Consider the following 20,775-nt stretch of genomic DNA (forward strand, 5'->3'; position numbering starts at 1 on the left):
AGCAAAATTCAAATGCGAGGTTTGACGCTGAAAATCTCCTCCAGCCAATGGCTGACGGTTTTCATGCGTGCAAGCGACGCCTGATCAGCGTGCTGCAGCAGCCAGACTTCGCGCAACAATTCTGGTTCGGTCTTCGACAGCCTGAAGAGACGTTCGTCCTTTTCCGCGATAAGTGTTGGCAATGCAGACTTGCCCAATCCCGCTGCCACGGCTTCAATCACACCTTCAAGGTCGTAGGGACGCACGCTCGAAAGCTCGCTTTTTGCCGAAGAACCGTTTTCGGCCACCCAGCGCGCCTGAGGCAGAAAACTCATGTCTTCGTGGTATTGAACCCAGGGCAAGTCCGTCGACCGCATATGTGCAGGCGAATAGACCGCATGATCCAGCACAGCGATCCTTTTTGCCTTGACATTGTGCCCGCCCTCACCTGGACGACCGAGCCGAATTGCCATGTCGGTCTCGCGCTTCGGCAAACTGACATTGCGACCTTCGGATGCAAGGTGCAGTTCAATACCCGGGTGTTTGGACGCAAACGCGCTTGCGCGCGGTATCAGCAAGCTGTTGACCACCACAGGGACTGAGGAAATTCGAACAATGCCTTCCTCGGCGAACCGCGCACCGGTCAGGTCCTCATCCAGTTTCACCAGGGCCGTTTCGGCCATTTCCACGTGCTGCACCGCTTTTTGGCCAGCACGCGTCAGAGTTAGAGCCCCTCCAGACGAACGCTCCAGGAATGCAACGCCGGCTTCGTCTTGAAGCGCAGCAAGGCGGCGAGAGACCGTGGTTGCATCTACCCCGAGCCTTTGAGCGGCTTCGACGAGTGTTCCGGCTCTATAAAATGCCAGTAAGTATTTCAGGTTCTCCCAGTTCATGCCTGCATACTTGCAGACCTACTATGCAAAATCGAGCATTTACCTGCGTCTTTGCATACCTCAGTACTCATGATCACTTGAAGGATTGGAACAAGATGCAGGCACTTGCCGACTGGATCGGACTACCACCGTCTCTCTTTCTGATTTCGCTGGCCGTAGCTTTCCTTGCCGGCGCCGTGCGTGGATTTACCGGTTTCGGGCTTTCTGCTGTTGTGATGGCAAGTATGGTGGTGTTTCTGCCACCCGTTGACCTTATTCCGATCTGCTTCCTGCTTGAGACTGCCGCAAGCCTCGTGATGTTCCGCGGCGGCTTCAGAGATGCAGACAGGCGTATGTCCTTCACTCTTGCTGCCGGCAGTGCCATTGGTACACCTCTGGGACTTTTGGCGACGACGTCAATTCCGTCAGAAATTTCAAAAGCCGTTGCCCTTGCGCTTGTCCTGGCGCTATCGGTCTTTCAGTTTTTCAAAGTGAATCTGAAGCTTTTCGAGATACGCGGCGCGCTTCCGGCAACGGGGATTTTGGCCGGCATTGCCACCGGGCTTGCATCCGTTGGCGGTATGGTTATCGCGCTTTACGTTCTTGGCACTGCGCACGAGGCTCGAAAAATGCGCGCCTCTTTGGTGCTATATCTGTTTGCGAGCATGGCAGTGTCGTTCATTGCGCTGCTCTATTTTGGCGTGCTGAACGAGACCGCACTCAGACGCGGCATTGCGTTGGCACCTGCCGTTTTGGCTGGTGTCTTTCTGGGAAGCCGCCTCTTCAGTCAAAGACTGCAAAGTGCCTATAAAAGCTTTTGTCTCGGGCTCTTGATCATGCTGTCCTGCGCGGGTGTCCTGAGGCTTTTTCTCGCATAGCGGACAGAATCAGAAAAAGTCAGCCCACCTGGCCCCGGTGCCGCAGAAAGTGGTCTGCCAGAACACACGCCATCATGGCCTCTCCTACGGGGACCGCACGAATGCCGACGCAGGGGTCGTGACGGCCCTTGGTCATCACATCTACCTCTTCACCCTGCCGGGTGATCGACTTGCGCTCGGTCAGGATGGACGATGTCGGTTTTACGGCAAATCGCACAACCAGAGGATCGCCGTTGGAAATTCCCCCAGGACACCACCTGCGTTGTTGGTCAGGAATACCGGTTGCCCGACGTCATTGACGCGGATTTCGTCAGCGTTCTCTTCCCCTGTCAAAGTAGCCGCATCGAACCCATTGCCGACTTCAACACCCTTGACTGCATTGATGGACATCATCGCAGCGGTGAGATCAGTGTCGAGTTTTCCATAGATCGGTGCTCCCCAACCAACGGGAACACCTTCGGCAACCACTTCTATAACTGCACCGACCGAGGATCCGGCTTTTCGAACTCCATCAAGATATTCCGCCCAAAATTCAGCCGCCTGCTTGTCGGGAGCGAAAAATGCATTGTTTGCGGTTTCCGCCCAATCCCAATTGTTACGATCAACCTTGTGGGGCCCAACCTGGACCAACGCGCCACGAATGGTAACGCCCTGCAACACCTTTCTGGCAACCGCTCCGGCGGCAACCCGCATGGCGGTCTCGCGCGCAGAGGAACGGCCACCACCGCGATAGTCGCGGATCCCGTATTTTGCGTCATACGTGAAATCTGCATGTCCTGGCCGGAAACGGTCCTTGATTTCAGAGTAATCCTTTGACCGCTGGTCCATGTTTTGAACCATCAAGGAAATCGGTGTTCCGGTGGTTTTTTGCACACCGTCTTCATCGACCATAACACCGGAGAGAATTTTGACTTCGTCCGGCTCGCGTCGTTGCGTTGTGAAGCGGGACTGACCGGGCTTGCGCTGGTCCATATATCCTTGAATGTCGGTTTCGGTGAGCGGGACAAGCGGCGGACAGCCGTCGATCACGCAGCCGATTGCCGGTCCATGGCTTTCGCCCCATGTGGTAACACGGAATAGGTGGCCAAAACTGTTATGTGACATGGGCAGCATCCGAAAATATCAGGAAAGTTGTCAGGCGCTGAGCGATACGCCATCAGGAGATCAAGCTCAAGCCCATGCCCCAAGACAACAGGCGATTTCGCGCAATTGCCACTGGCTGCTTCAAAATCGATTGAAAACCGTTTTCTGCCCCAAAATCACATTGCGTTTCATTGCGGCTCTCAATCTATGGTTTTACAGCATTTGATTGCACAGGAAAAAAATCGCTACAGATTTGCCAATCCTTAAGGCTCTATCGGTATTACCTTTAGGAACTGGGGCTAATATGAGACACAGAAGTGCGCATTCGGGGTTGGCTAACAGGTTTAATGGTTTTTCTGCTGGCGCCCTGCCTGCTGTTCGCCTCACTGTGGTTCAAAAACAAATTCGAAAACGTCGAAGCCATTGATCGAAGCCTGCGCGGACTGCACCTCATTCAAGCGCTTGGCCCGCTTGTGCAAGAAAAATCCGTCACTGGCTCTCTCGGTAAAGTTCCACCCAACCTCAGGCAAGAGCTGATCGATTTCGGCGGTGAAAACCTTGCCGACCCTCTTACAAGCCAGCTCGATATTTTCCTCAACGAACCCGACGTTAAGACATCTCTCGGGTATGCACAGGAACTGAGCGTGAGCATTTCCCGGGTGGCAATGCTCGACATGTCGGTGTCCTACGAGGCTTCGACGCTGCCAAACCTTGTCAACAACCTGCTTTTTTCGGTGATCATCGAGTCCTCCAAGATGACCGATGATGCTCGCAGGCTTTACACACGCAAGAAGGTCAACGTCTGGGAGAAGATGCTGATCACCGTTCAAGGTGGAAAGTTCAAGGCTGCTGCCGATACGGCGTCACAAATTACGGCAAACTTCATCGACAAGCTGGAAGGACCGGGTTCCGCGGTGCTGCAAAGCAAGACGCAACTCTTCCGGCAGGCAAATTTTGCCTTTCAATCTGAAGGCAGCAAGCTTCTTCGATCTACGATCCTTGCAAAGACCGGCAAGGATGTCGCTGCAGGTCCGATTGCCGAAGTGCACCCGGAACTGATGCTTGCAACACTGGCACTTTGGCAGTCGAGCCTGGACTATCTCAATGGCGATCTAGTCAAGCGACGGACCGAAATGCAGCTCGACGTTCTTCTCGCCGGACTGATCGGTGCACTTGTGATTGTCGCGGCCTTTGCAATTTCCGTTGCCTTGACAAGAGCCCTCGCGGAACGGACCCAACAGGAAATCGAAAGCCTCGGCTATCATGATCCGCTGACAGGCCTGCCAAACCGTCGTGCTCTTCTCAAAAGAATAAAGACACTTCCCGAACCGGCCCCGACTGCGCGATATGGATTGCTGTTGCTCGATTTGCGGCAATTCAAGAAGGTCAACGATCGTTTCAGTGATCAATGCGGGGATCTCGATCCTGAGGAGTGTTGCCGGGCAGCTTGGCGAAATCGCGGACCCGGAAGATTTCCTGAGCCGCACAGGTGGCACCGAATTCCTGCTGTTCAGACCAGAGCTGAAGGACGCAGGAAAGTTCAAAGAATTTGCCGAAGAACTGATTCAGGAAATTAGAAAAGAACGGTTTGTTGCCGATCAGAAGGTCAAGATCGAAGCAAATGTCGGCCTTCTTATCAGCCAGCGAGGCGATTGCCTCACAAGCCACACACTGACTGATGCGGCCCTTGCGCTAAGGTCAGCCAAACAGAAGGGCTACAGTACCTTCGATCTCTTCACTCCGAAAATGCGCGCAGCCTTCGAGGAACACGGCGAAATTGCCAAGGAGTTGCTCAAGGCCATCGAAGAAGGTGTCATCCTGCCGTGGTACCAGCCGCAAATCGATATTCGCACGGGTGAAATCGTCGGTGCCGAAGCATTGGTCCGCTGGATCGACCACGACGAGGTGCGCTATCCAGGTTCGTTTTTGCCTGCAGCAGTCGAGGCCGGCTACATGGAGCTTATCGAAGCGACGGTACGCACCAACGCCTTGCGCCTCGCCGACAGCCTCAGTGGCCGAACACAACGGAATTTCCACCTTGGCCTGAACGTATCCGCCAGCCTTCTTGCCAGTGCGGAGGCGGTCGACGCACTTTACAGACAAGTCCGTGCCATGGGGCTGGAACCAGCGACCGTCAGCCTTGAGATACTGGAGGCGGTCATGATCGACGAAATCACCGCCGCTCCTATCAAGGAAAACATCGCACGCCTGTCAGACCTCGGCTTTCACATCGAACTGGACGATTTCGGTACCGGGCACTCAAGTATTTCAAGCTTGAGGGATCTCAAGGTCGATCGCGTAAAAATCGATCGAAGCTTCATTTCCGGAGTTGATCACAAACCAGCACTGCAGAAATTTACCAGCGCCTTGATAAACCTTGCCAAGAGCCTTGATATCAGCGTCCTGGCAGAGGGTGTCGAAACGGAAGCGGAACGACAGTGGCTCCTGGAAAACGGATGCGATGTCATCCAGGGCTTCCTGATTTCGAAGGCCGTTCCGGAAGACGAGCTGGCGACGCTCATCCTCAGGCGGAACTTCTCTCTCAAAACACAACTGCCCGACCAGAACTCGATCCGTTCGGCCCGCTCCCGTTAGAGGTTCCTAGGTAGAGCCGAGCGCCGCTTCACGTTTCTTGAACTCGGCTGCTGCCATGGAAAATCCGCCATTTGCACCGTCAATGAAATGGATGTGCTGGCTTTTGCCTATGTCCTCGACGAAGCAGGTCATCAAAGCTTCATCCGAGACGTGCATGCCAAAAACAGCTTCCTTGGCGTTGTAGGCTTTTGCAAGACTGTCCCTGATTGCCGCCAACTGTTCGGCAGTGACATCCAGGACAAGCTGCAGACTATCCCCGATCTTGCGATGATCGGAGTTCAGGCTGAGTTCGTTGAAGTATTTTTTCGGATCAAAAGGCCCCACCCGCCTGCCGGTGGAATAGCCGTAGACGAAAAACACGCATTCGACGAGTGCCATCGACCATCCCCTGACCTTTTTGCCGGCAGATGCCAGATTGACTTCCAGTTTGAGACCGCGCGGAGGGAACCTGAATTTCAGTCGGGGCCCCTCGGCAAGTTTTGTCCTCGCGTCATCTATCAAGGGATTGAACCCGATGACGCCGGCAAGATCATTCATGATATCCGGGAGTGATTTGCGCCCGGTTGGTTTGACAATCAGTGACACGATGTGACCGTTCTGTGCAGGAAGCGGTTCCCACCTGCAGGACAATCCTTCCAGCGGTGGCAGCTGCGTGTTTTCCTGCGACACGGCAAACGGCGCGCAAGCGTCAGGATCCTTGAGGATCCGGTCGGCCATTGCCAGACCATCACCGACAATCATCGCCAGATGATTGCCTGGGCTCAGCCGGTATTTACGCAAGCGAATGTCGCCTCCGAGCTTCCGGATGTGGGCAACGGGGATCGCTGCCGCACGCAGTTCAAGTTCCATGACTTGTCTGGCAAGATCCGCAACTCCTGCCAGCGCTTCCCGGCCGGCCGCGACTTCACTTGCCGGAACAACAAGCATCGCGCCGTCGCCGCCGAAGACAAACGGCACCCGCTCTCTGCCGACACAATTGAGCACAGCAGCTACGACAGCAGCGCCAACCATGTTGACGTCCTTGTAACGCCCCTCCGCAACAGCATCGCTTGAACGGACGATGTCTGCCGCAAGAACGCACCAGCCGTCTGGAACAGGGCGGTAGTCCTGCAGATCACCAACGGTGCTGAAGTCGGAAAAACTCGGTAATTCACTATAGAAATCATCTGCAGACACGGTTTCTGCCCCTGTAACCTTTGATAGGCTACGTTGCTAAGCGCGTTGCCGATCAGACGATCGACCCGGCCGTGGTCAATTATTTGTGTTTCGGCATTCAATATTTGACGAATGCGCGGACAGGAACTTCGTTCGAAAGAGCTGGGTCCAATTCTGGACTTGCCCGCTGCAAGATCTGGCCTGTCACTTCTGCGAGCTAGATTTCCTCAAAAGTGCCGCGGCGCCAGACAAAGACCTTGTCTTGAGGCACATCCAGTTTCGGGATCCGTTTGGTGTCCAGCCCTTCCAGATGGCCGCGCAAGACACGGAACACGCCGCCATGCGAGACGACGACCGTTGGCCGGTCGACCGTTTTCAGCCAGGTGCCGATCCGCCCTGAAAGCATTTTGTAGCTTTCACCATCGGGGGGAACAAATCTCCACTTGTCAGCCCGGCGCTTAAGGATAAGGTCCTGCTCTTCGTCAGCCAACTCTTCCAAGGTGAAGCCTTCCCAGGCACCAAAGGTGATTTCCTTCAGCTGATCATCAAGCCTGTAGGTTTTTGAGTCGATCTCCATGGCCTGACGCATCAACTCCATGGTGGATCTGGTACGACCGAGAGGCGAACAAACGAAATCCAGAGACTGATGACTGATGCCTTCGGCCTCCAAAAAGGTTTTCAAGCGCTCGCCATTGCCGGTTGCCTGCCCCTTCCCCGTTGCGTTGAGAGGAATGTCCTTATGACCTTGCATACGACCTTCGAAGTTCCAGTCCGTCTGTCCATGGCGAACAAAAACCAGCAACTCAGGGTCATGTAGCTTGGGCAGCTCACTCGAAGCCGGATTTGGGATGGCGTTTGTCATAAAAGATCCAGAACAAAGACTAGGCTTGGCGGCCATGAGACCGCGCAAAGAAAAATGGCCGGACTGGGCCGGCCATTGAACCAGTTCAGTCTTTTACGACCGATATGTCTGGAGCATCCACCGCCTTCATTCCAACAATGTTGTAGCCGCAATCCACATGCTGGATTTCACCGGTGACCCCGCGACCGAGATCGGACAGCAGGAACAGAGCGCTGTCGCCGACTTCCTCAATCGTCACAGTGCGGCGCAGCGGTGAATTGTATTCATTCCACTTCAGGATATAGCGGAAGTCACCGATACCAGATGCAGCAAGCGTTTTAATTGGCCCTGCCGAAATCGCGTTGACACGGATGTTCTGCGGACCGAGATCCATTGCCAGGTATTTGACGCTCGTCTCCAGCGCAGCCTTTGCGACACCCATGACGTTGTAGTGCGGCATGACTTTCTCAGCGCCATAATAAGTCAGTGTCAGAATCGACCCGCCATCGGCCATCAGCTTCTCTGCTCGCTGCGTCACGGCAACCAGCGAATAGCAGGAGATGTCCATGGTGCGTGCAAAGTTGTCCGAACTCGTTTCAACAAACCGCCCGGTCAGCTCAGCCTTGTCGGAGAAAGCGACAGCATGAACGAGGAAGTCGATCTTGCCCCACTTGTCTTCCAGCGTCTTGAAGACTTCATCAATCGAAGCTGCGTCGGTTACGTCGCAATGTCCGGCAACAATGGCACCCAACTGATCTGCCAGCGGCTCAACGCGTTTCTTCAAGGCATCACCCTGATAGGTAAGAGCCAGCTCCGCGCCTGCATCCGCCAGAGCTTTGGCGATGCCCCAGGCGATTGATTTGTTGTTTGCCACGCCCATGATCAGGCCACGTTTGCCATTCATCAGTCCGCGCGTTTCCGCCATCGTCATCTCCGAAAAGGATTTCATTACCACCCGAATGGGCTGGCATCCTATGGCACAAGGGATTTCTTCCTTCAAGAGACCCGGCAGCGGAATGAGGCGTCGACGGCGGCCCGATCACCCACTATGTTGGCGCGCAAATTTTACTGTCAAACTTAACGAGGAACCCGCGCATGGAGCGTTCCCCCCACGCCGATCGCTTCGCCGAGATAATCGGCGCAGCAAATGTTTTGACCGCCAAAAGCGACCAAGCCCCCTACCTGACAGAGTGGCGCGATCTCTACCAGGGCGTCACAACGATGGTGCTGCGTCCCGGCTCCACCGAAGAGGTGAGCGCGGTGATGACCTATGCCTATCAAAATAACCTGAAGGTTGTTCCGCAAGGCGGCAACACAGGCCTGGTCGGTGGGCAGATTCCGCAGGAAACCGGGGATGAGATCGTCCTTTCGCTGTCGCGGCTGAACAAGGTGCGCGCTGTCGATCCGGTCGGCTTCACCATAATTGTGGAGTCCGGAGTTGTTCTCGAGACGCTGCAAAATGAGGCCGAAAAAGTCGACCGGCTGTTCCCGCTTTCACTCGGTGCACAAGGCTCCTGCCAGATCGGCGGCAACATTTCCACCAATGCCGGCGGCACCTCCGTACTGGCATATGGCAACACGCGCGACCTTGTTCTCGGGCTCGAAGTCGTCCTGCCGACGGGAGAGATTTGGAACGGGCTCAGGACCCTTCGCAAGGACAATACCGGTTATGATTTGAAACAATTATTTATCGGCGGCGAAGGCACCCTGGGGATTATTACCGCAGCTTCCCTGAAGCTTTTTCCGAAGCCCAAGAAAATGGAAGCAGCATTCGTTGGACTGCCGGACCCTCATGCGGCTCTCAGGCTGTTCACGCTAGCCAAAGCGCAGGCAGGACCCGTCCTGACCGGCTTTGAGATCATGCCGCGTATCGGCGTTGAGTTTTGCTTGAGCCATCTGGACGGAGCCCGTGATCCCCTTGAAGGGTCTCACGCATGGTATGTGCTTATGGAGCTCTCCAGCGGGTCAGACGCATTTCCGGTGCGCGACCTGCTTGAAGGCATTTTGGGGGATGCGTTCGAAGACGGACTGGTGGAAGACGCGGCGTTTGCCCAGAACCTCAGCCAGGTACAGGATTTCTGGCACATAAGACATGGCATGTCAGAGGTTCAGAAAGCAGAAGGCGGATCGATCAAACACGATGTGTCGGTGCCAGTTGCCTCGATCCCGGAGTTCCTGGACAAAGCTGCCGCAGCCGTTGAAGCCTTCGTGCCTGGTTGCCGGCCTGTGCCATTCGGCCATATCGGGGATGGCAACATTCATTTTAATGTCAGCCAACCAGTCGGTGCAGACAAGGCTGCCTACCTGGTGAACTGGGATGACATGAATGCAATCGTTCACGGCATTGTTCAGGACTTTGGCGGCAGCATATCAGCCGAACACGGGATTGGCAGGCTGAAGCGGTCGCTGCTGAAGGAAGTCAAAGCGGATATCGAGTTGGATCTGATGCAGAGAATTAAGTCGGCGTTCGATCCAAAGGGTCTTCTCAATCCTGAGCGGGTTCTGTGACGCCTGACTGAAATCAATTCGAACTCGCATGTCAGCAGCTGCCGATCCCATCGGCAGCTGTTTTCAATTTGAGCTCCTGTTTCTTTCCAACGAAACAAGAACTGCGTGAATACATTTCCAGACGGACAGTAGTCACGCCGAATTACTGGCACTGTCCTTTGGAAAAACACGATTCGCCGTTCAAGACTTCAGAAAGCGACCGGACATGCACCAACCGTTCAAAACGACAAACGATCAATTGGTAATACTGGCGAGACACCTTAATTATCTAACGGCCTGGGGATAAGAAATTCCCGCGCCAATAGAAAATCAACAACCCTAATACCTTATGCACCGGCGCGCAGAAAGCTGATCCTACTGAAGTTTCTGCAAACGCTGCCCAGTTCGATCCCCACTCGCGTTGCCCAAAAACGTCCCACCCGGCGGCTGGAATTGTCCCCAACTTCGTCTGAACGAGTCGCCGCTTCGGGGTCTGCAGGTTGAGAACTTCGGGCTGTTCGCCTCCTAGCGCGAAATACACCTGGAATGAGCTATCGTTAAAATTCGCTAGCTCATTTGCGTTATCGCCAGATTTTCACTGCTTAAAATCCCGATTTTTACAAGCAGCGTTTGAAAACTTCGAGAAAAAATCCCGAAAAGTTAATAATTTCCTAAAACTGTCTTTATGCCCAAAGGCATTCTTGAAGATGCAGAAGGAGATCAACTCGGTCAGGACTTAAAACAACTCCCTGACGCAAACGTAATGCAAGATTCGCCATGTAAAATTTACATGCGCCGCAATCGTCATCTACAAAAATTACAATATGAAACGTCTATGACCTCATAAGAATAAGCTATTTGTAAACATGGTAAGTAAAAGGTTAATGGTGTTTCATAGGCGTAAAAAAGCCACCGGTCAGGAGGCCCAAAAAGGGTCCAAAGACCTAACAAAAGCAACGGGCAGCGACGGCGGAATATCGCAGCCCATTAGACAGTGCACGGGGGAGCAAGATGCATGTTCCCTCAAATGGAGGCCACTATGCAGGTTCAGAACCTAGCAAGCTCGGATCAATGGGATCGTGTAAAAAAGGAATTGAGAAACGAACTTGGAGATGATGTTTTTTCCAACTGGTTCGGACGCGTCAAACACGAAGAAACCACAGGCGACGCAGTTCGGCTGTCAGTACCGACCCGTTTTCTCAAAAGCTGGATCCAAAGCAATTATGAAAAGCAACTCGTTGGACTTTGGAAACGCGAGCAAGGCGAAATCAACCGCATTGAACTGACCGTTCGCGGAGCATTACGCCCCCGTCAGATCAGCAAGACCCCACCAAAGGCAATCACGGCTCGCAGGATCAGTGGTCGACCTGCTCCATTCAGCAGCACACCACAATTCGGCTCGGCTGTCGGCACTGCCGCCATTCCCTGTCTTGCAGACAGCGGTGAAGAAGCTGCGACCGATTTCCTGAGCGGTGCGGCCCTGAACCCGAAGCTCACTTTCGATACGTTCGCTGAAGGCGCTTCAAACAGCCTGGCTTGTGCTGCAGTGCGCCAGATAGCAGCAGGCCACGAAGGCACGCTGGACCTTCTTTATATTCATTCAACAACCGGGATCGGCAAAACTCATCTGCTACAGGCAGCGGCAACCGAGGCCCGGAAAACCGGACGCCAGGTCGCGTATCTGTCCGCAGAATTCTTCATGTACCATCTGGTGCCTGCTCTGCGGACCCCGGCATTTCCGGTGCTCCGTCAGGCGATGAGATCCATCGATCTGCTGTTGGTGGATGACCTTCAGTTTCTCCATGGCAAGCAAGCCCATGAGGAATTCAGCAAGACGCTCGAACTGCTGATGGAAGCTCCTTCGCAAATCATCATGGCATCCGATCGTGCGCCGGAAGATCTCGATACTTTGGGACATGGCCTGCGGCAACGGATCCAGAGGGGCCAGGTTGTCGGCATCCAGTCTACGGACTACGCCTTGCGTCATGACATCTTGAGAAAACGCACCGCTTCCGCGCGGCGGACGCACCCGGGTTTTTCCGTCCCGGAGGAGGTTACCGACTATATAGCACGGTACGTCATCTCTTCTGCTCGCGACCTGGAAGGCGCTCTGAACCGGCTGTTCGCACACAACCAATTGACCAAGCAATCCGTGACGATGGAGCTTGCGGAAAAAACCCTGCACGACCTGGTACGCATCGGCGAACCACGCTCGATCAAGGTTGAAGAAATTCAGCAGGTGGTCTGCAAGCATTTCAGTGTCACCAAGGCAGATCTCCTGTCATCATGCCGGGCTCGCACGCTGGTGCGTCCACGTCAGATCGCGATGTATATCGCAAAGGTCATGACCGGGCGGTCTTTGCCGGAAATTGGCCGCAGGTTCGGTAATCGCGACCACACAACGGTGCTGCACGCAGTCCGTAAAATTGAATCCATGGTGAAGCACGACACCGTGCTTGCTCAGGAAGTCGAACTCCTGAAGCGTCTGGTTCACACCTGACCCGATCCGGGGTCGCTCCCGGCTGACTGCGCAATCGGGGCCATCCGATTGCGCACAAACTCCCGGCAGCGGTTACCGCCTGCCGGTTCATCTAAACCTCCCTCTCCTTAAAGCCGCAATAGCGGCTTTCTTTTTGGTCATTGACTCAATCGAGGTCGACGCTTATTGACGGCTCCGGTTCGAGAGCACCGGCCGCCCGCGGGCATTTCCCTTGGTGAAGTTTCTCGCGCGATCCATTCGCGGACATGCATGAGCTTCCACAGGACTGTGCAGGCTGATGGCAATGCGGGCCCCGTCGACATCGCCTGCCTTTCTTGAAAGGTACATCTCATGTCGCCTCCAAGCGTCGCCGACCTGAAAACTCAGGCCAAGCGGTTGCGTACCGCGCTCGCTGCAAAAGGCCAAACCGTTTCCCACAGCCAGGCACTGGAAATCTTGTCGGTGCAACATGGCTTTAAGGACTGGAATACAGCCTGCGCGGCACTCTCAAAGCCAAACTCCGTTTCCTTTTCCGTCTCGGACCGGGTGACGGGGACATACATGCTCCAGCCCTTTGAAGGCGAAATCCTGTCGCTTTCCAAGCTGGGATCATCGGGGCAATACCGGATCACCCTCCAGTTCGATACACCGGTCGACGTGGTAACATTCGACAGCTTTTCCGCGTTGCGCAGTCGCGTTACCTGCGTGATCACGGCTGACGGTATCGCGGTCAAAAAAACCTCCAACGGTGAACCATATCTGCGACTGAAGACATCAGGTTGATGTCCGGTTCCAATGCGCGGTGCTGGCCTTGCGTTCGCTTGAGGACAGCACCGCGTCCTCCTCCACACTCAGGTTCGCCGTTTCGTAAAATCATGAAAACCGGCGGAAGCCATGGCATAGTAGCAATTCAGACAAATTGAAGGGCTTGGCACACCGACCCGCCGGCAGCGGCGTCTTGGGCCAGGTTCGTACCCGTGACCCGAGGACGTCAGACATGACCGAGCAGATCGCCGCTGCCTCGAAGCCCTTTCACCGGCTGCGCTTATTATGCGTCCTGTTCGCGCTGCTGGCGTCAGCCCTGGTTTCCACCGCGTCTGCCTCTGTCATGCCAGGCGGTAATTCCGGCTGGCTGGTAGTCGCCAGCCGGCCTGATGCAAATACCGCAATTTCGCTGGCAAGTGGATTTGCCAAACGATTTCCGCAAGTTACTGTCTTTCAGTCCAACAACGGCTGGTATGCCGTCACACTGGGCTGGATGAGACAGCCAGCCGGAAATTCATACAGGGCCCGGCTGGTTTCCACGGGGATCATTCCCGGTGATAGCTATTTTCACAACGGTCAGCGGTTTCAATATGCGGTCTGGTCCGCCACCGGCATGACAGGCGCGGCTTCGCAGGCACTGTTTGCCGCTACCGCCCTGCAGCAAGGAACCAGTCCATCGCCCGAACGGTCGCCACCCCAGGCTTATGTGAGTGGCCTGGATCCGCGTGGCGACAACTACCTGTCGCTGCGTACAGGTCCCGGGACGCGTTATCAGGAAGTCGCACGTATGGCCCCAAATACTCCGCTCACAATCCTGGGGCGCAGCGGTTCCTGGCTCAATGTCGCAATGGCAAACGGGCGCAGCGGCTGGGCCTACAGCAAGTACGTAGCCTCTGCGCCCTCGTATGCGCCTTCACCGAAAACGCCCGTCATTGCGCCTCCTCCGGTCACGTCACCGACAATTGCAAAACGGTCGATTGCTCCTCCCCGCCCTGGCGTTGTCGGCGATCTGAGCGACAGTGGCGACAGCTTTTTGTCGCTGCGGACCGGTGCAGGATCCCGTCACACGGAAATTGCGCGCTTGCTTGAGGGAACCGAGGTTTCAATGCTTGCCCAGCAAGGCGCCTGGTTCGAAATTGAGCTTACCAACGGCATGAGAGGCTGGGCGCACGGCCGTTATCTGGCAGCTGCCAAGCCATCCTCGTCTGGGGCTGTTTCGCCGGGCGTGCCGACCATCGGACCTGATGCAAACTCAAATCCACCTGCTTCATCCCCGAATTTGCCTGACCTGTCATCTTTGCCTGATGGAAAGCGTGTTGCTCTGATCATCGGCAATTCGGCCTATGAGCACACGACACCCTTGCCCAATCCGAAGAATGATGCGGCAGGTCTGACGGCCTCCCTGAAACGGCTTGGCTTCACGGTTATCCTTGGTCTCGACCAAAGCAAGGTGGCCATGGAGAACACCATAAGATCCTTTGTGCGCAACATTCAGGACGCGGATGTTGCGCTCTTTTTCTATGCCGGTCATGCCATGCAGATGGATGGAAGAAACTTCCTTATTCCGATCGATGCCAAGTTGGAAGACGCAACCGCAGTCGATTTCGAAACAATCGAACTCGGCACGGTCCTGAACTACATGAACGCCCCCGGCAGACTGTCGATCGCTTTGCTCGACGCCTGCCGGGACAACCCACTGTCCCGGCGGTTTCGAACCCTTAGCCGAAGTGCCTCTGTTGGCCGCGGCCTCGCAGCACCGCGTGCGGGAGATGGCAATATCCTGATCGGATTTGCAACAGCCCCCGGCGATGTCGCTCTGGACGGGGAAGGCCAGAACAGTCCGTTTACCGAGGCTCTACTGAAACATATCGAAACGCCGTCTCTGGAAATTGAAATCATGCTCAAGCGCGTCAAGGCCGATGTCTATGCCTCCACGCAAGGCTCTCAATCTCCCTGGCACAATTCGGCACTTCGCCGTGAATTCTATTTTTCAAAGTAAAATGCCAGAGCCTAGCTCAAGCGTGCCATCACCAGATGCCCGGGGACGGGTTCACCTTCCTCAAGACGAACCGTGATCGGTTCCATGGCAAGGACCTCAAATCCGGCAGCGCCAAGCCCGGCGAGAACGTAAGCCTCTCCTTGCGCAAACCGGTTCTTGGGTCCGACCATATATGACCGGCCTGCGAGGGTCTCCTTGGGGAGGGTTTCAGTGGAAAAAGTCAGGTACCCGCGTGCATTCAGCCGGTTTGACGCTCCATTCAGGAACGGTTCGATCGCTCCCAGATAGGGCAGCACGTCCGTGGCGGCGATCAGATCCCAATGTGGCCTGGAACCGTCCTCTTCTTCAAAATCTTTCAAAAACTCAACGGCTTCACCAACATAAAGGTCATCATAGACCTCTCGATCATAGGCCAATTCCACAATGCGTTCCGACAGATCGACCCCTGTCCGATGATGCGTGCAATCCGCGAGGGATACACCTGTCAACCCGGTGCCACAGCCAAGGTCGAGCATGCGATCGAATGGGCCAATGGCCAGGCGATCAATCAGGTCGCGCACCAGCAAAGGCACGCAATACCCCAGTTCATCAACCAGGATCTCGTCGAAGACATCTGCATGCTGATCAAAGAGTGTTGCCACATAGGCATCAGGCATTTTTTCGGGAGAATTCTCAACACCTATGGCCGCAAGACGTATCGCGACGCCTCCCGTGTCCTTCGGATCGAGTGCCAATGCCAACCGGAAGGCTTCTTCCGCCCCGGTCAGATCACCGGTCTTTTGAAGCTCGAGCCCTTTGTTGTACGCCTCAGCCAGCGCTTCATTGTCTGTCTCGTTGCCTTGAGACGGTGCGTCGTCATCATCGCTCATCGGATCTCCTTAGAGCCCCTCCCCTACAAGCATCCATTGCGCTTTGCACGGGAAATTTCGTCAAAAAAGATCAAGCTGGCTGTCGTCCTTGGCTGGTTTTCCAGACCTGGAGTCCACTGGCTTTGCATGGGCCAGGACCATCTCATCTTCGCTGACAGGACGCTGCACGTCTTCATCGTCATTGACGACCTTGTTCACCCGCGTTGAAACAGGGTCAGCGACCAGAAAGTCATCCTCAACTGGAACCAGAAGTTTCTTTGCCTCACGCACATCCACATTTGCCGTATCAAGCCACACATCAAAAACTTCCGGTTTCAGAATGACCGGCATTCGATGATGAATGCCCGACATCATCCTATTGGACTGCATGGTCAGAATTGCACCGCTATCCATGTCGCCGCCATCAAGGTCTGACCAGGTATCCCAGAGGCCCGCAAATGCCATCAGATCACCGTTGGCAGGGTGGATCCAATAAGGTTGCTTGCCTTCCGGCGTCCGCCGCCATTCATAAAAACCCGACGCTGGAATGAGGCAGCGGTGATGCCTCATCGCTGCGCGGAACGAGGGTTTTTCAGCGGCTGTTTCCGCTCTTGCGTTGATCAGAAGCGTAAAACTGCCAGGGTCCTTGACCCAGGAAGGTATCAGCCCCCAGCGCAATAGGTGAAATCTGCGCTTACCGAAGTCCTGGCGAACGACTGCCAGGGGCTGTGTTGGTGCGATGTTGTATCTGGGCGGAAAGTTCGGCTGGTCCAGATATTCAAAAAACTCCGAACAGCGTCCGGCGGCGTAGTGAGGGCAAGTCGGCCGCACATTTTAGGTATCCCCTATCCGGAACCGGTTCGCGTTCAGAACTCGGCGCTACAAGCTGATGCCAAGTTAGGCAATTGGAAACAAAAAGAAGTAGTCTGATCATCAAGTCAATCACGGGGGACGGGTATGGAGTGTTTGGATCCAGTTTTGGGCGCCGGGGATCTGGCAGCCGAAAGGCTGGAGCAGGCGAATATCAATCCCCAGACTGGTCTGGCAACGGACTACCTCAATCATTTCAACGAAGTGATGATGCTGCTGGAAATGCTTCCGGCAATGCCTGATTGCGCAGAAGATGTTCTCGATTGGGAACCTCTGGACTATGAAGGTCATTTTGAAAATTCGACCTTCAAGGACAAGAATCTGGCCATTGCGGCTTATCACGCCGCGCCCAATTACTTGCGTGAACATCTGGAAGCCCAGGTTGCAGACATCAACAACCTGGTTGGTGAAATTCAGACGCAGCTTCGCGAAGCTGCCGACCCTGCCACCGTTGCTGCGGAAATCGCCGACAGAGCAACCCATGAGATCAAACCGTTGATTTCTGTTGCCGGTGCCGTGATCCACGGTCATGTTGAGCCAGAAGCAACGCAACATGAAGGCGATGGTGCCCAGGCGGAAATCGACGCCCTGTTCGCCTGATCCGAACTACTTTCCCAGGCCGGTATATGTCCCGTTTTTATCCAGATGCGCCCCGTGTCGGTGTCAGTGTACTGTGCGTTAAAGACAACAAGGCGCTCATGATCAAGCGCGGCAAGGAGCCTTACCTTGGTCATTGGAGTCTGCCCGGAGGCCTTGTTGAATTGGGTGAAACCCTGAAACAAGCTGCCGAAAGAGAGTTGCTTGAAGAAACCGGCGTTCAAGCCATTCTCGATGAACCGGTTGAAACCTTCGACTCCATAGTCCGGGACGAGCACGGAAAGGTAGTGACCCATTTCATCCTGACCGTCTTCCGGGGCAGTTATCTCTCCGGGTCGGCTCTGGCCGGCGATGACGCCGCTGATGTTGCGTGGGTTCACATCGACGATCTGGATGACCGACCGACAACGCCTGGTACACCAAAACGAATTCGGCGGCTCATGCAGGTCTGACAGTCGCCTATGCGCTTCACGCAGCTTTGCAAAGACTGTGATTCCATTTCCGCTGAAAAATGTTGGACGATGGCCCAGAAACAACTTGCGTCTCGGAGACACGACCATGTGGCCGTTAGGAACTACTGGAGCAGCGCTCCTGCGATCCATGACACTTGTCAGCCTTCTCGCCCTCGCCTTCTCCAGCTCAGGTCATGCCAGTCCCGAACGATGGCAGCGGGGCGGTTTCACCACTGATTTTTCAAAATCCACCGTCGACTTCAAAGATATTTTTTCCGGTGGCCCACCAAAGGACGGGATACCATCGATCGATGAGCCGCAATTTGAAACGGCCAGCACGATAACCTGGCTGGACGGCAGAGAACCGGTGATCCGTCTGGAACAAGGCGACGTTATCAAGGCCTATCCGCTACAGATCCTCATCTGGCACGAAATTGTCAACGATCGCATTGACGATCTCCCGGTCGCCGTTACCTATTGCCCGCTCTGCAACTCCTCCATCGTCTTCGACCGCAGGCTCGACAGCGAATTACTGGATTTCGGAACAACCGGACTTTTGCGCAACTCTGACCTTGTTATGTACGACCGCCAATCGGAGACCTGGTGGCAGCAGTTTACGGGTGAAGGCATTGTTGGAACGCATGCCGGCCGGGAGCTGAAAATGGTCCCGTCGAGGGTCGTTGCTTTTGCGGACTTCAAGAAAGCGCACCCAAATGCCGAGGTCCTTGCCCGGCCCGTGCCTGCAAGACGCAACTATGGTCACAATCCCTATCTCGGGTATGACAGTCGCTCCGCACCTTATCCACTCTATAAAGGCGATTTGCCGGACGATATCAATCCGATGGCAAGGGTAGTGATCCTACGCAATGGTGACACGCTCATTGCGGCAACGCTGGAACACATCCGCCAAAATGGCTCGCTTGAGCTTGAAGACGGCGTGTCGTTGCGCTGGACAGGTGAAATCTCCTCCATCCTGGACAAAGGCAAAACCGACGCAGGCCGCTCTATCGTGTCTGTCGACGCGGTGAAGACCTCGGGATCTGATGAAGTGCCGCTCGTTCATGACGTAACCTTCGCATTCGTGGTTCACGCCTTTCACCCTGAACTGCCAATTCTTGGGATCAAGTCACCATAGCGCTTGCAGCATGCAGCTCACTTGCGCATGATCCGCTCATGAAGAACGGATGCAAGCGATTTGCCTCGGCCCGCGCTGCCCTTTTTGCGATTCCAATGCTGTCGCTACCTGCACAAGTTGTATTGGCGCAGGAGAGTTCTGTGGACGAGCCGCCCTTTGAACAACAGCTGATGCGCTTGTCAGAAATCTTCGGTGCCCTTCATTTTCTCAGACCGCTATGCGGCGAAGATGACACCCCAAGCTGGCGGGACCAGATGGAAGACTTTCTGGACGCTGAAACACTGGACGAAAACCGGCGCCGACGTTTTATCGAACGTTTTAACCAAGGTTATCGTGGCTTTTCAGTTGCTTACCGGGACTGCACTGACGCGGCGCGTATCGCAATGGGACAGTACCTGAGCGAAGGCGAAACAATTATCACCGACGTCACCAGTCGATACGGCCGATAATTCCACAGAAAACTTTCAAAAGTTACGACTTCGTAAACCTTTTCCATCAAATTTGTGGGTGGACGTTAAGTTTGCGTTCACGGTTACTTATCAGCGCGGTACGCCGTGCTAGGATCGGACTACAAGATTCGGGGCAGGAACACGCTGGAGTTGTTACGCAGCGTACGGAGAGAACCGGTAAGGAAGCGAATGATAAACGACGATTATGCTGATGCGGCAATGGAAGCCGAATTTGCCGAAGACGAAGACATCAGGCGTGCTGCTCTGGGCTTCATCTCCGACGCATGGGCAGAAGCAATTGCCAATGGTGTCGACGCTGACGCAGTAGCGCATGCGGCAATGTTCACAGCTCTCGCGGATCTCGTAGCCGCCTATGGCGAAGACGCTGTTGCCAAGCTTGCCGAAGGACTGCCGGATCGCATCCTGCAAGGCGACTACACTGTGAACCGCGTTCTTCAATAGTCCGCCAGGAATTAGAAAATGAAAAAGGCCGGACAGTCCGGCCTTTTTTGATTCTGTCTTACCTGGCGAAAGGTCCCTATCCGAACGCGTCAAACGCCAGGTTCGCGTAAAGCAACAGACCGAAAGAGATCAGCAAGACACCCGCGATGTGGTTCACCCGATCAAGCCACTTGTCATCAATCGACTGTCTGAAGTGGGATACAGTTGCCGATATGAACACCCACCATGACGTTGCTCCCGCTGCAACGCCGGCGACCATAATCAATGCACCAATATGATCGCCGTGCTGCGGCCGCCAGTCACCCAGGCTGCCGAAGATAAAAATAAAAGCCAGAATCGCTCCCGGATTGGTGATTGCCATGAAAAACGCTGCCGCGGCATCTCCCAGGAACCCTCTTTCGAACCCATTGCCCTTGCCGTTCAGGTGCGGATGGGTGTGCCAGATCTTGAAGCCGAATATGATCAGCAGTGCTCCGCCGACAAGTTCGATCAAACCCGACTGACCCTTGATGAAATTTATGACCGCTGACACACCGAAAATGGCTGCGGCTGCATAAATCGTGTCGGCCACGACTGCGCCAAGACCAACAAAGACACCCTGGCGGAAACCGCTGTGAACGGCGTGCTGGATCGCCATGATGTTGACCGGGCCGACAGGCGCTGTTGTGAGTATGCCGACAACAAACCCGATCAGCGCATATTCAAAAAATGACACAACCGGTCTAACCCCCAGACCTCTGATCTCGCTATCGTGAAGATTGCACTTTTCGATAAACGTCCATCAGCTTGATGACAAGGCGCGAGAAATTCACATTGGCGCTGTTTCCAC

19 protein-coding genes and 1 pseudogene are annotated in these 20,775 nt (G+C 54.9%); 12 read left to right on the forward strand and 8 right to left on the reverse strand.

Features of this window, described 5'->3' with window-relative positions; genetic code table 11:
• Positions 1–8: 8 nt before the first annotated feature.
• A complete protein-coding gene (locus ACZ1HV_RS08910) occupies positions 9–872 on the reverse strand; it encodes a LysR family transcriptional regulator (RefSeq protein WP_298958983.1) in 864 nt (287 codons plus the stop codon).
• Between the two features lie 23 nt (positions 873–895).
• On the opposite strand from ACZ1HV_RS08910, the gene ACZ1HV_RS08915 reads away from it, so the two are divergent.
• Positions 896–1,729, forward strand: coding sequence for a sulfite exporter TauE/SafE family protein (locus ACZ1HV_RS08915; RefSeq protein ID WP_472717866.1), 834 nt, complete (start codon positions 896–898; stop codon positions 1,727–1,729).
• 19 nt (positions 1,730–1,748) lie between these two features.
• Here the strand turns inward: ACZ1HV_RS08915 and aroC are convergent.
• Positions 1,749–2,833, reverse strand: a pseudogene (aroC, locus tag ACZ1HV_RS08920) (chorismate synthase).
• Positions 2,834–3,159: 326 nt separating this feature from the next.
• Between aroC and ACZ1HV_RS08925 the strand changes: the two are divergent.
• Complete coding sequence (locus tag ACZ1HV_RS08925) at positions 3,160–4,389, forward strand: GGDEF domain-containing protein (RefSeq protein WP_472717867.1); 1,230 nt, start codon at positions 3,160–3,162, stop codon at positions 4,387–4,389.
• Positions 4,289–5,407, forward strand: coding sequence for an EAL domain-containing protein (locus tag ACZ1HV_RS08930; protein ID WP_472718419.1), 1,119 nt, complete (start codon positions 4,289–4,291; stop codon positions 5,405–5,407). Before ACZ1HV_RS08925 ends, ACZ1HV_RS08930 begins: the two co-directional genes overlap by 101 nt.
• Positions 5,408–5,413: 6 nt before the next feature.
• On the opposite strand, the gene ACZ1HV_RS08935 is transcribed toward ACZ1HV_RS08930, so the two are convergent.
• From ACZ1HV_RS08935 to fabI, 3 genes are all read right to left on the reverse strand, one after another.
• Positions 5,414–6,583, reverse strand: coding sequence for a DUF3095 family protein (locus tag ACZ1HV_RS08935; protein ID WP_472717868.1), 1,170 nt, complete (start codon positions 6,581–6,583; stop codon positions 5,414–5,416).
• A 196-nt stretch (positions 6,584–6,779) separates the two neighbouring features.
• Complete coding sequence (locus tag ACZ1HV_RS08940) at positions 6,780–7,424, reverse strand: histidine phosphatase family protein (RefSeq protein WP_472717869.1); 645 nt, start codon at positions 7,422–7,424, stop codon at positions 6,780–6,782.
• An 85-nt stretch (positions 7,425–7,509) separates the two neighbouring features.
• Positions 7,510–8,328 (reverse strand): enoyl-ACP reductase FabI, encoded by an 819-nt coding sequence (fabI, locus tag ACZ1HV_RS08945; RefSeq protein WP_152503013.1) that lies wholly within the window; start codon positions 8,326–8,328, stop codon positions 7,510–7,512.
• Positions 8,329–8,498: 170 nt separating this feature from the next.
• Between fabI and ACZ1HV_RS08950 the strand changes: the two genes are divergently transcribed.
• From ACZ1HV_RS08950 to ACZ1HV_RS08965, 4 genes are all read left to right on the forward strand, one after another.
• On the forward strand, positions 8,499–9,911 hold the full coding sequence (locus ACZ1HV_RS08950) for an FAD-binding oxidoreductase (protein ID WP_472717870.1): 1,413 nt from the start codon (positions 8,499–8,501) through the stop codon (positions 9,909–9,911).
• A 994-nt stretch (positions 9,912–10,905) separates the two neighbouring features.
• Entirely contained in the window at positions 10,906–12,390 is a 1,485-nt protein-coding gene (gene dnaA / locus ACZ1HV_RS08955; protein ID WP_472717871.1) for a chromosomal replication initiator protein DnaA, read from the forward strand.
• A gap of 330 nt (positions 12,391–12,720) precedes the next feature.
• Complete coding sequence (locus tag ACZ1HV_RS08960) at positions 12,721–13,152, forward strand: glyoxalase superfamily protein (RefSeq protein WP_472717872.1); 432 nt, start codon at positions 12,721–12,723, stop codon at positions 13,150–13,152.
• A 214-nt stretch (positions 13,153–13,366) separates the two neighbouring features.
• Positions 13,367–15,133, forward strand: a complete 1,767-nt coding sequence (locus tag ACZ1HV_RS08965; protein ID WP_472717873.1) for a caspase family protein — start codon at positions 13,367–13,369, stop codon at positions 15,131–15,133.
• 11 nt (positions 15,134–15,144) lie between these two features.
• Here the strand turns inward: ACZ1HV_RS08965 and ACZ1HV_RS08970 are convergent, their stop codons facing one another.
• Positions 15,145–16,002, reverse strand: a complete 858-nt coding sequence (locus ACZ1HV_RS08970; RefSeq protein WP_472717874.1) for a methyltransferase — start codon at positions 16,000–16,002, stop codon at positions 15,145–15,147.
• A 60-nt stretch (positions 16,003–16,062) separates the two neighbouring features.
• Positions 16,063–16,812: an SOS response-associated peptidase gene (locus ACZ1HV_RS08975; protein ID WP_472717875.1), complete on the reverse strand. Its 750-nt coding sequence runs from the start codon at positions 16,810–16,812 to the stop codon at positions 16,063–16,065.
• A gap of 126 nt (positions 16,813–16,938) precedes the next feature.
• Here ACZ1HV_RS08975 and ACZ1HV_RS08980 point away from each other — a divergent pair, with 126 nt between their 5' ends.
• The 5 genes from ACZ1HV_RS08980 (at position 16,939) to ACZ1HV_RS09000 (ending at position 19,946) form a co-directional block, all read left to right on the forward strand.
• Positions 16,939–17,451: a hypothetical protein gene (locus ACZ1HV_RS08980; protein WP_298958953.1), complete on the forward strand. Its 513-nt coding sequence runs from the start codon at positions 16,939–16,941 to the stop codon at positions 17,449–17,451.
• A gap of 26 nt (positions 17,452–17,477) precedes the next feature.
• The gene (locus tag ACZ1HV_RS08985) at positions 17,478–17,900 is read left to right on the forward strand and encodes an NUDIX hydrolase (protein WP_472717876.1); all 423 of its coding nucleotides are present in this window, start codon (positions 17,478–17,480) and stop codon (positions 17,898–17,900) included.
• A gap of 106 nt (positions 17,901–18,006) precedes the next feature.
• Positions 18,007–19,035: a DUF3179 domain-containing protein gene (locus ACZ1HV_RS08990; protein WP_472717877.1), complete on the forward strand. Its 1,029-nt coding sequence runs from the start codon at positions 18,007–18,009 to the stop codon at positions 19,033–19,035.
• 95 nt (positions 19,036–19,130) lie between these two features.
• Positions 19,131–19,484, forward strand: coding sequence for a TIGR02301 family protein (locus ACZ1HV_RS08995; RefSeq protein WP_298814051.1), 354 nt, complete (start codon positions 19,131–19,133; stop codon positions 19,482–19,484).
• 189 nt (positions 19,485–19,673) lie between these two features.
• Positions 19,674–19,946, forward strand: coding sequence for a hypothetical protein (locus tag ACZ1HV_RS09000; protein WP_006933467.1), 273 nt, complete (start codon positions 19,674–19,676; stop codon positions 19,944–19,946).
• Positions 19,947–20,022: 76 nt separating this feature from the next.
• On the opposite strand, the gene ACZ1HV_RS09005 is transcribed toward ACZ1HV_RS09000, so the two are convergent.
• Positions 20,023–20,661 carry a LysE family translocator gene (locus ACZ1HV_RS09005; RefSeq protein ID WP_298958945.1) on the reverse strand — a complete coding sequence of 213 codons (639 nt, stop codon included), beginning with the start codon at positions 20,659–20,661 and terminating at the stop codon, positions 20,023–20,025.
• Positions 20,662–20,775: the final 114 nt, after the last annotated feature.

It is taken from the genome of Roseibium sp. JB4-4 (genome assembly GCF_055693425.1).

Coding starts and splice junctions, on each gene's coding strand:
- ACZ1HV_RS09000 (WP_006933467.1), top strand. CDS start 19,674: ATGATAAACGACGATTATGCTGATGCGGCAATGGAAGCCGAATTTGCC.
- ACZ1HV_RS08940 (WP_472717869.1), bottom strand. CDS start 7,424: ATGACAAACGCCATCCCAAATCCGGCTTCGAGTGAGCTGCCCAAGCTA.
- fabI (WP_152503013.1), bottom strand. CDS start 8,328: ATGGCGGAAACGCGCGGACTGATGAATGGCAAACGTGGCCTGATCATG.
- ACZ1HV_RS08980 (WP_298958953.1), top strand. CDS start 16,939: ATGGAGTGTTTGGATCCAGTTTTGGGCGCCGGGGATCTGGCAGCCGAA.
- ACZ1HV_RS08965 (WP_472717873.1), top strand. CDS start 13,367: ATGACCGAGCAGATCGCCGCTGCCTCGAAGCCCTTTCACCGGCTGCGC.
- ACZ1HV_RS08970 (WP_472717874.1), bottom strand. CDS start 16,002: ATGAGCGATGATGACGACGCACCGTCTCAAGGCAACGAGACAGACAAT.
- ACZ1HV_RS08915 (WP_472717866.1), top strand. CDS start 896: ATGCAAAATCGAGCATTTACCTGCGTCTTTGCATACCTCAGTACTCAT.
- dnaA (WP_472717871.1), top strand. CDS start 10,906: ATGTTCCCTCAAATGGAGGCCACTATGCAGGTTCAGAACCTAGCAAGC.
- ACZ1HV_RS08910 (WP_298958983.1), bottom strand. CDS start 872: ATGAACTGGGAGAACCTGAAATACTTACTGGCATTTTATAGAGCCGGA.
- ACZ1HV_RS08990 (WP_472717877.1), top strand. CDS start 18,007: ATGTGGCCGTTAGGAACTACTGGAGCAGCGCTCCTGCGATCCATGACA.
- ACZ1HV_RS08985 (WP_472717876.1), top strand. CDS start 17,478: ATGTCCCGTTTTTATCCAGATGCGCCCCGTGTCGGTGTCAGTGTACTG.
- ACZ1HV_RS08995 (WP_298814051.1), top strand. CDS start 19,131: ATGCTGTCGCTACCTGCACAAGTTGTATTGGCGCAGGAGAGTTCTGTG.
- ACZ1HV_RS08925 (WP_472717867.1), top strand. CDS start 3,160: ATGGTTTTTCTGCTGGCGCCCTGCCTGCTGTTCGCCTCACTGTGGTTC.
- ACZ1HV_RS08960 (WP_472717872.1), top strand. CDS start 12,721: ATGTCGCCTCCAAGCGTCGCCGACCTGAAAACTCAGGCCAAGCGGTTG.
- ACZ1HV_RS08950 (WP_472717870.1), top strand. CDS start 8,499: ATGGAGCGTTCCCCCCACGCCGATCGCTTCGCCGAGATAATCGGCGCA.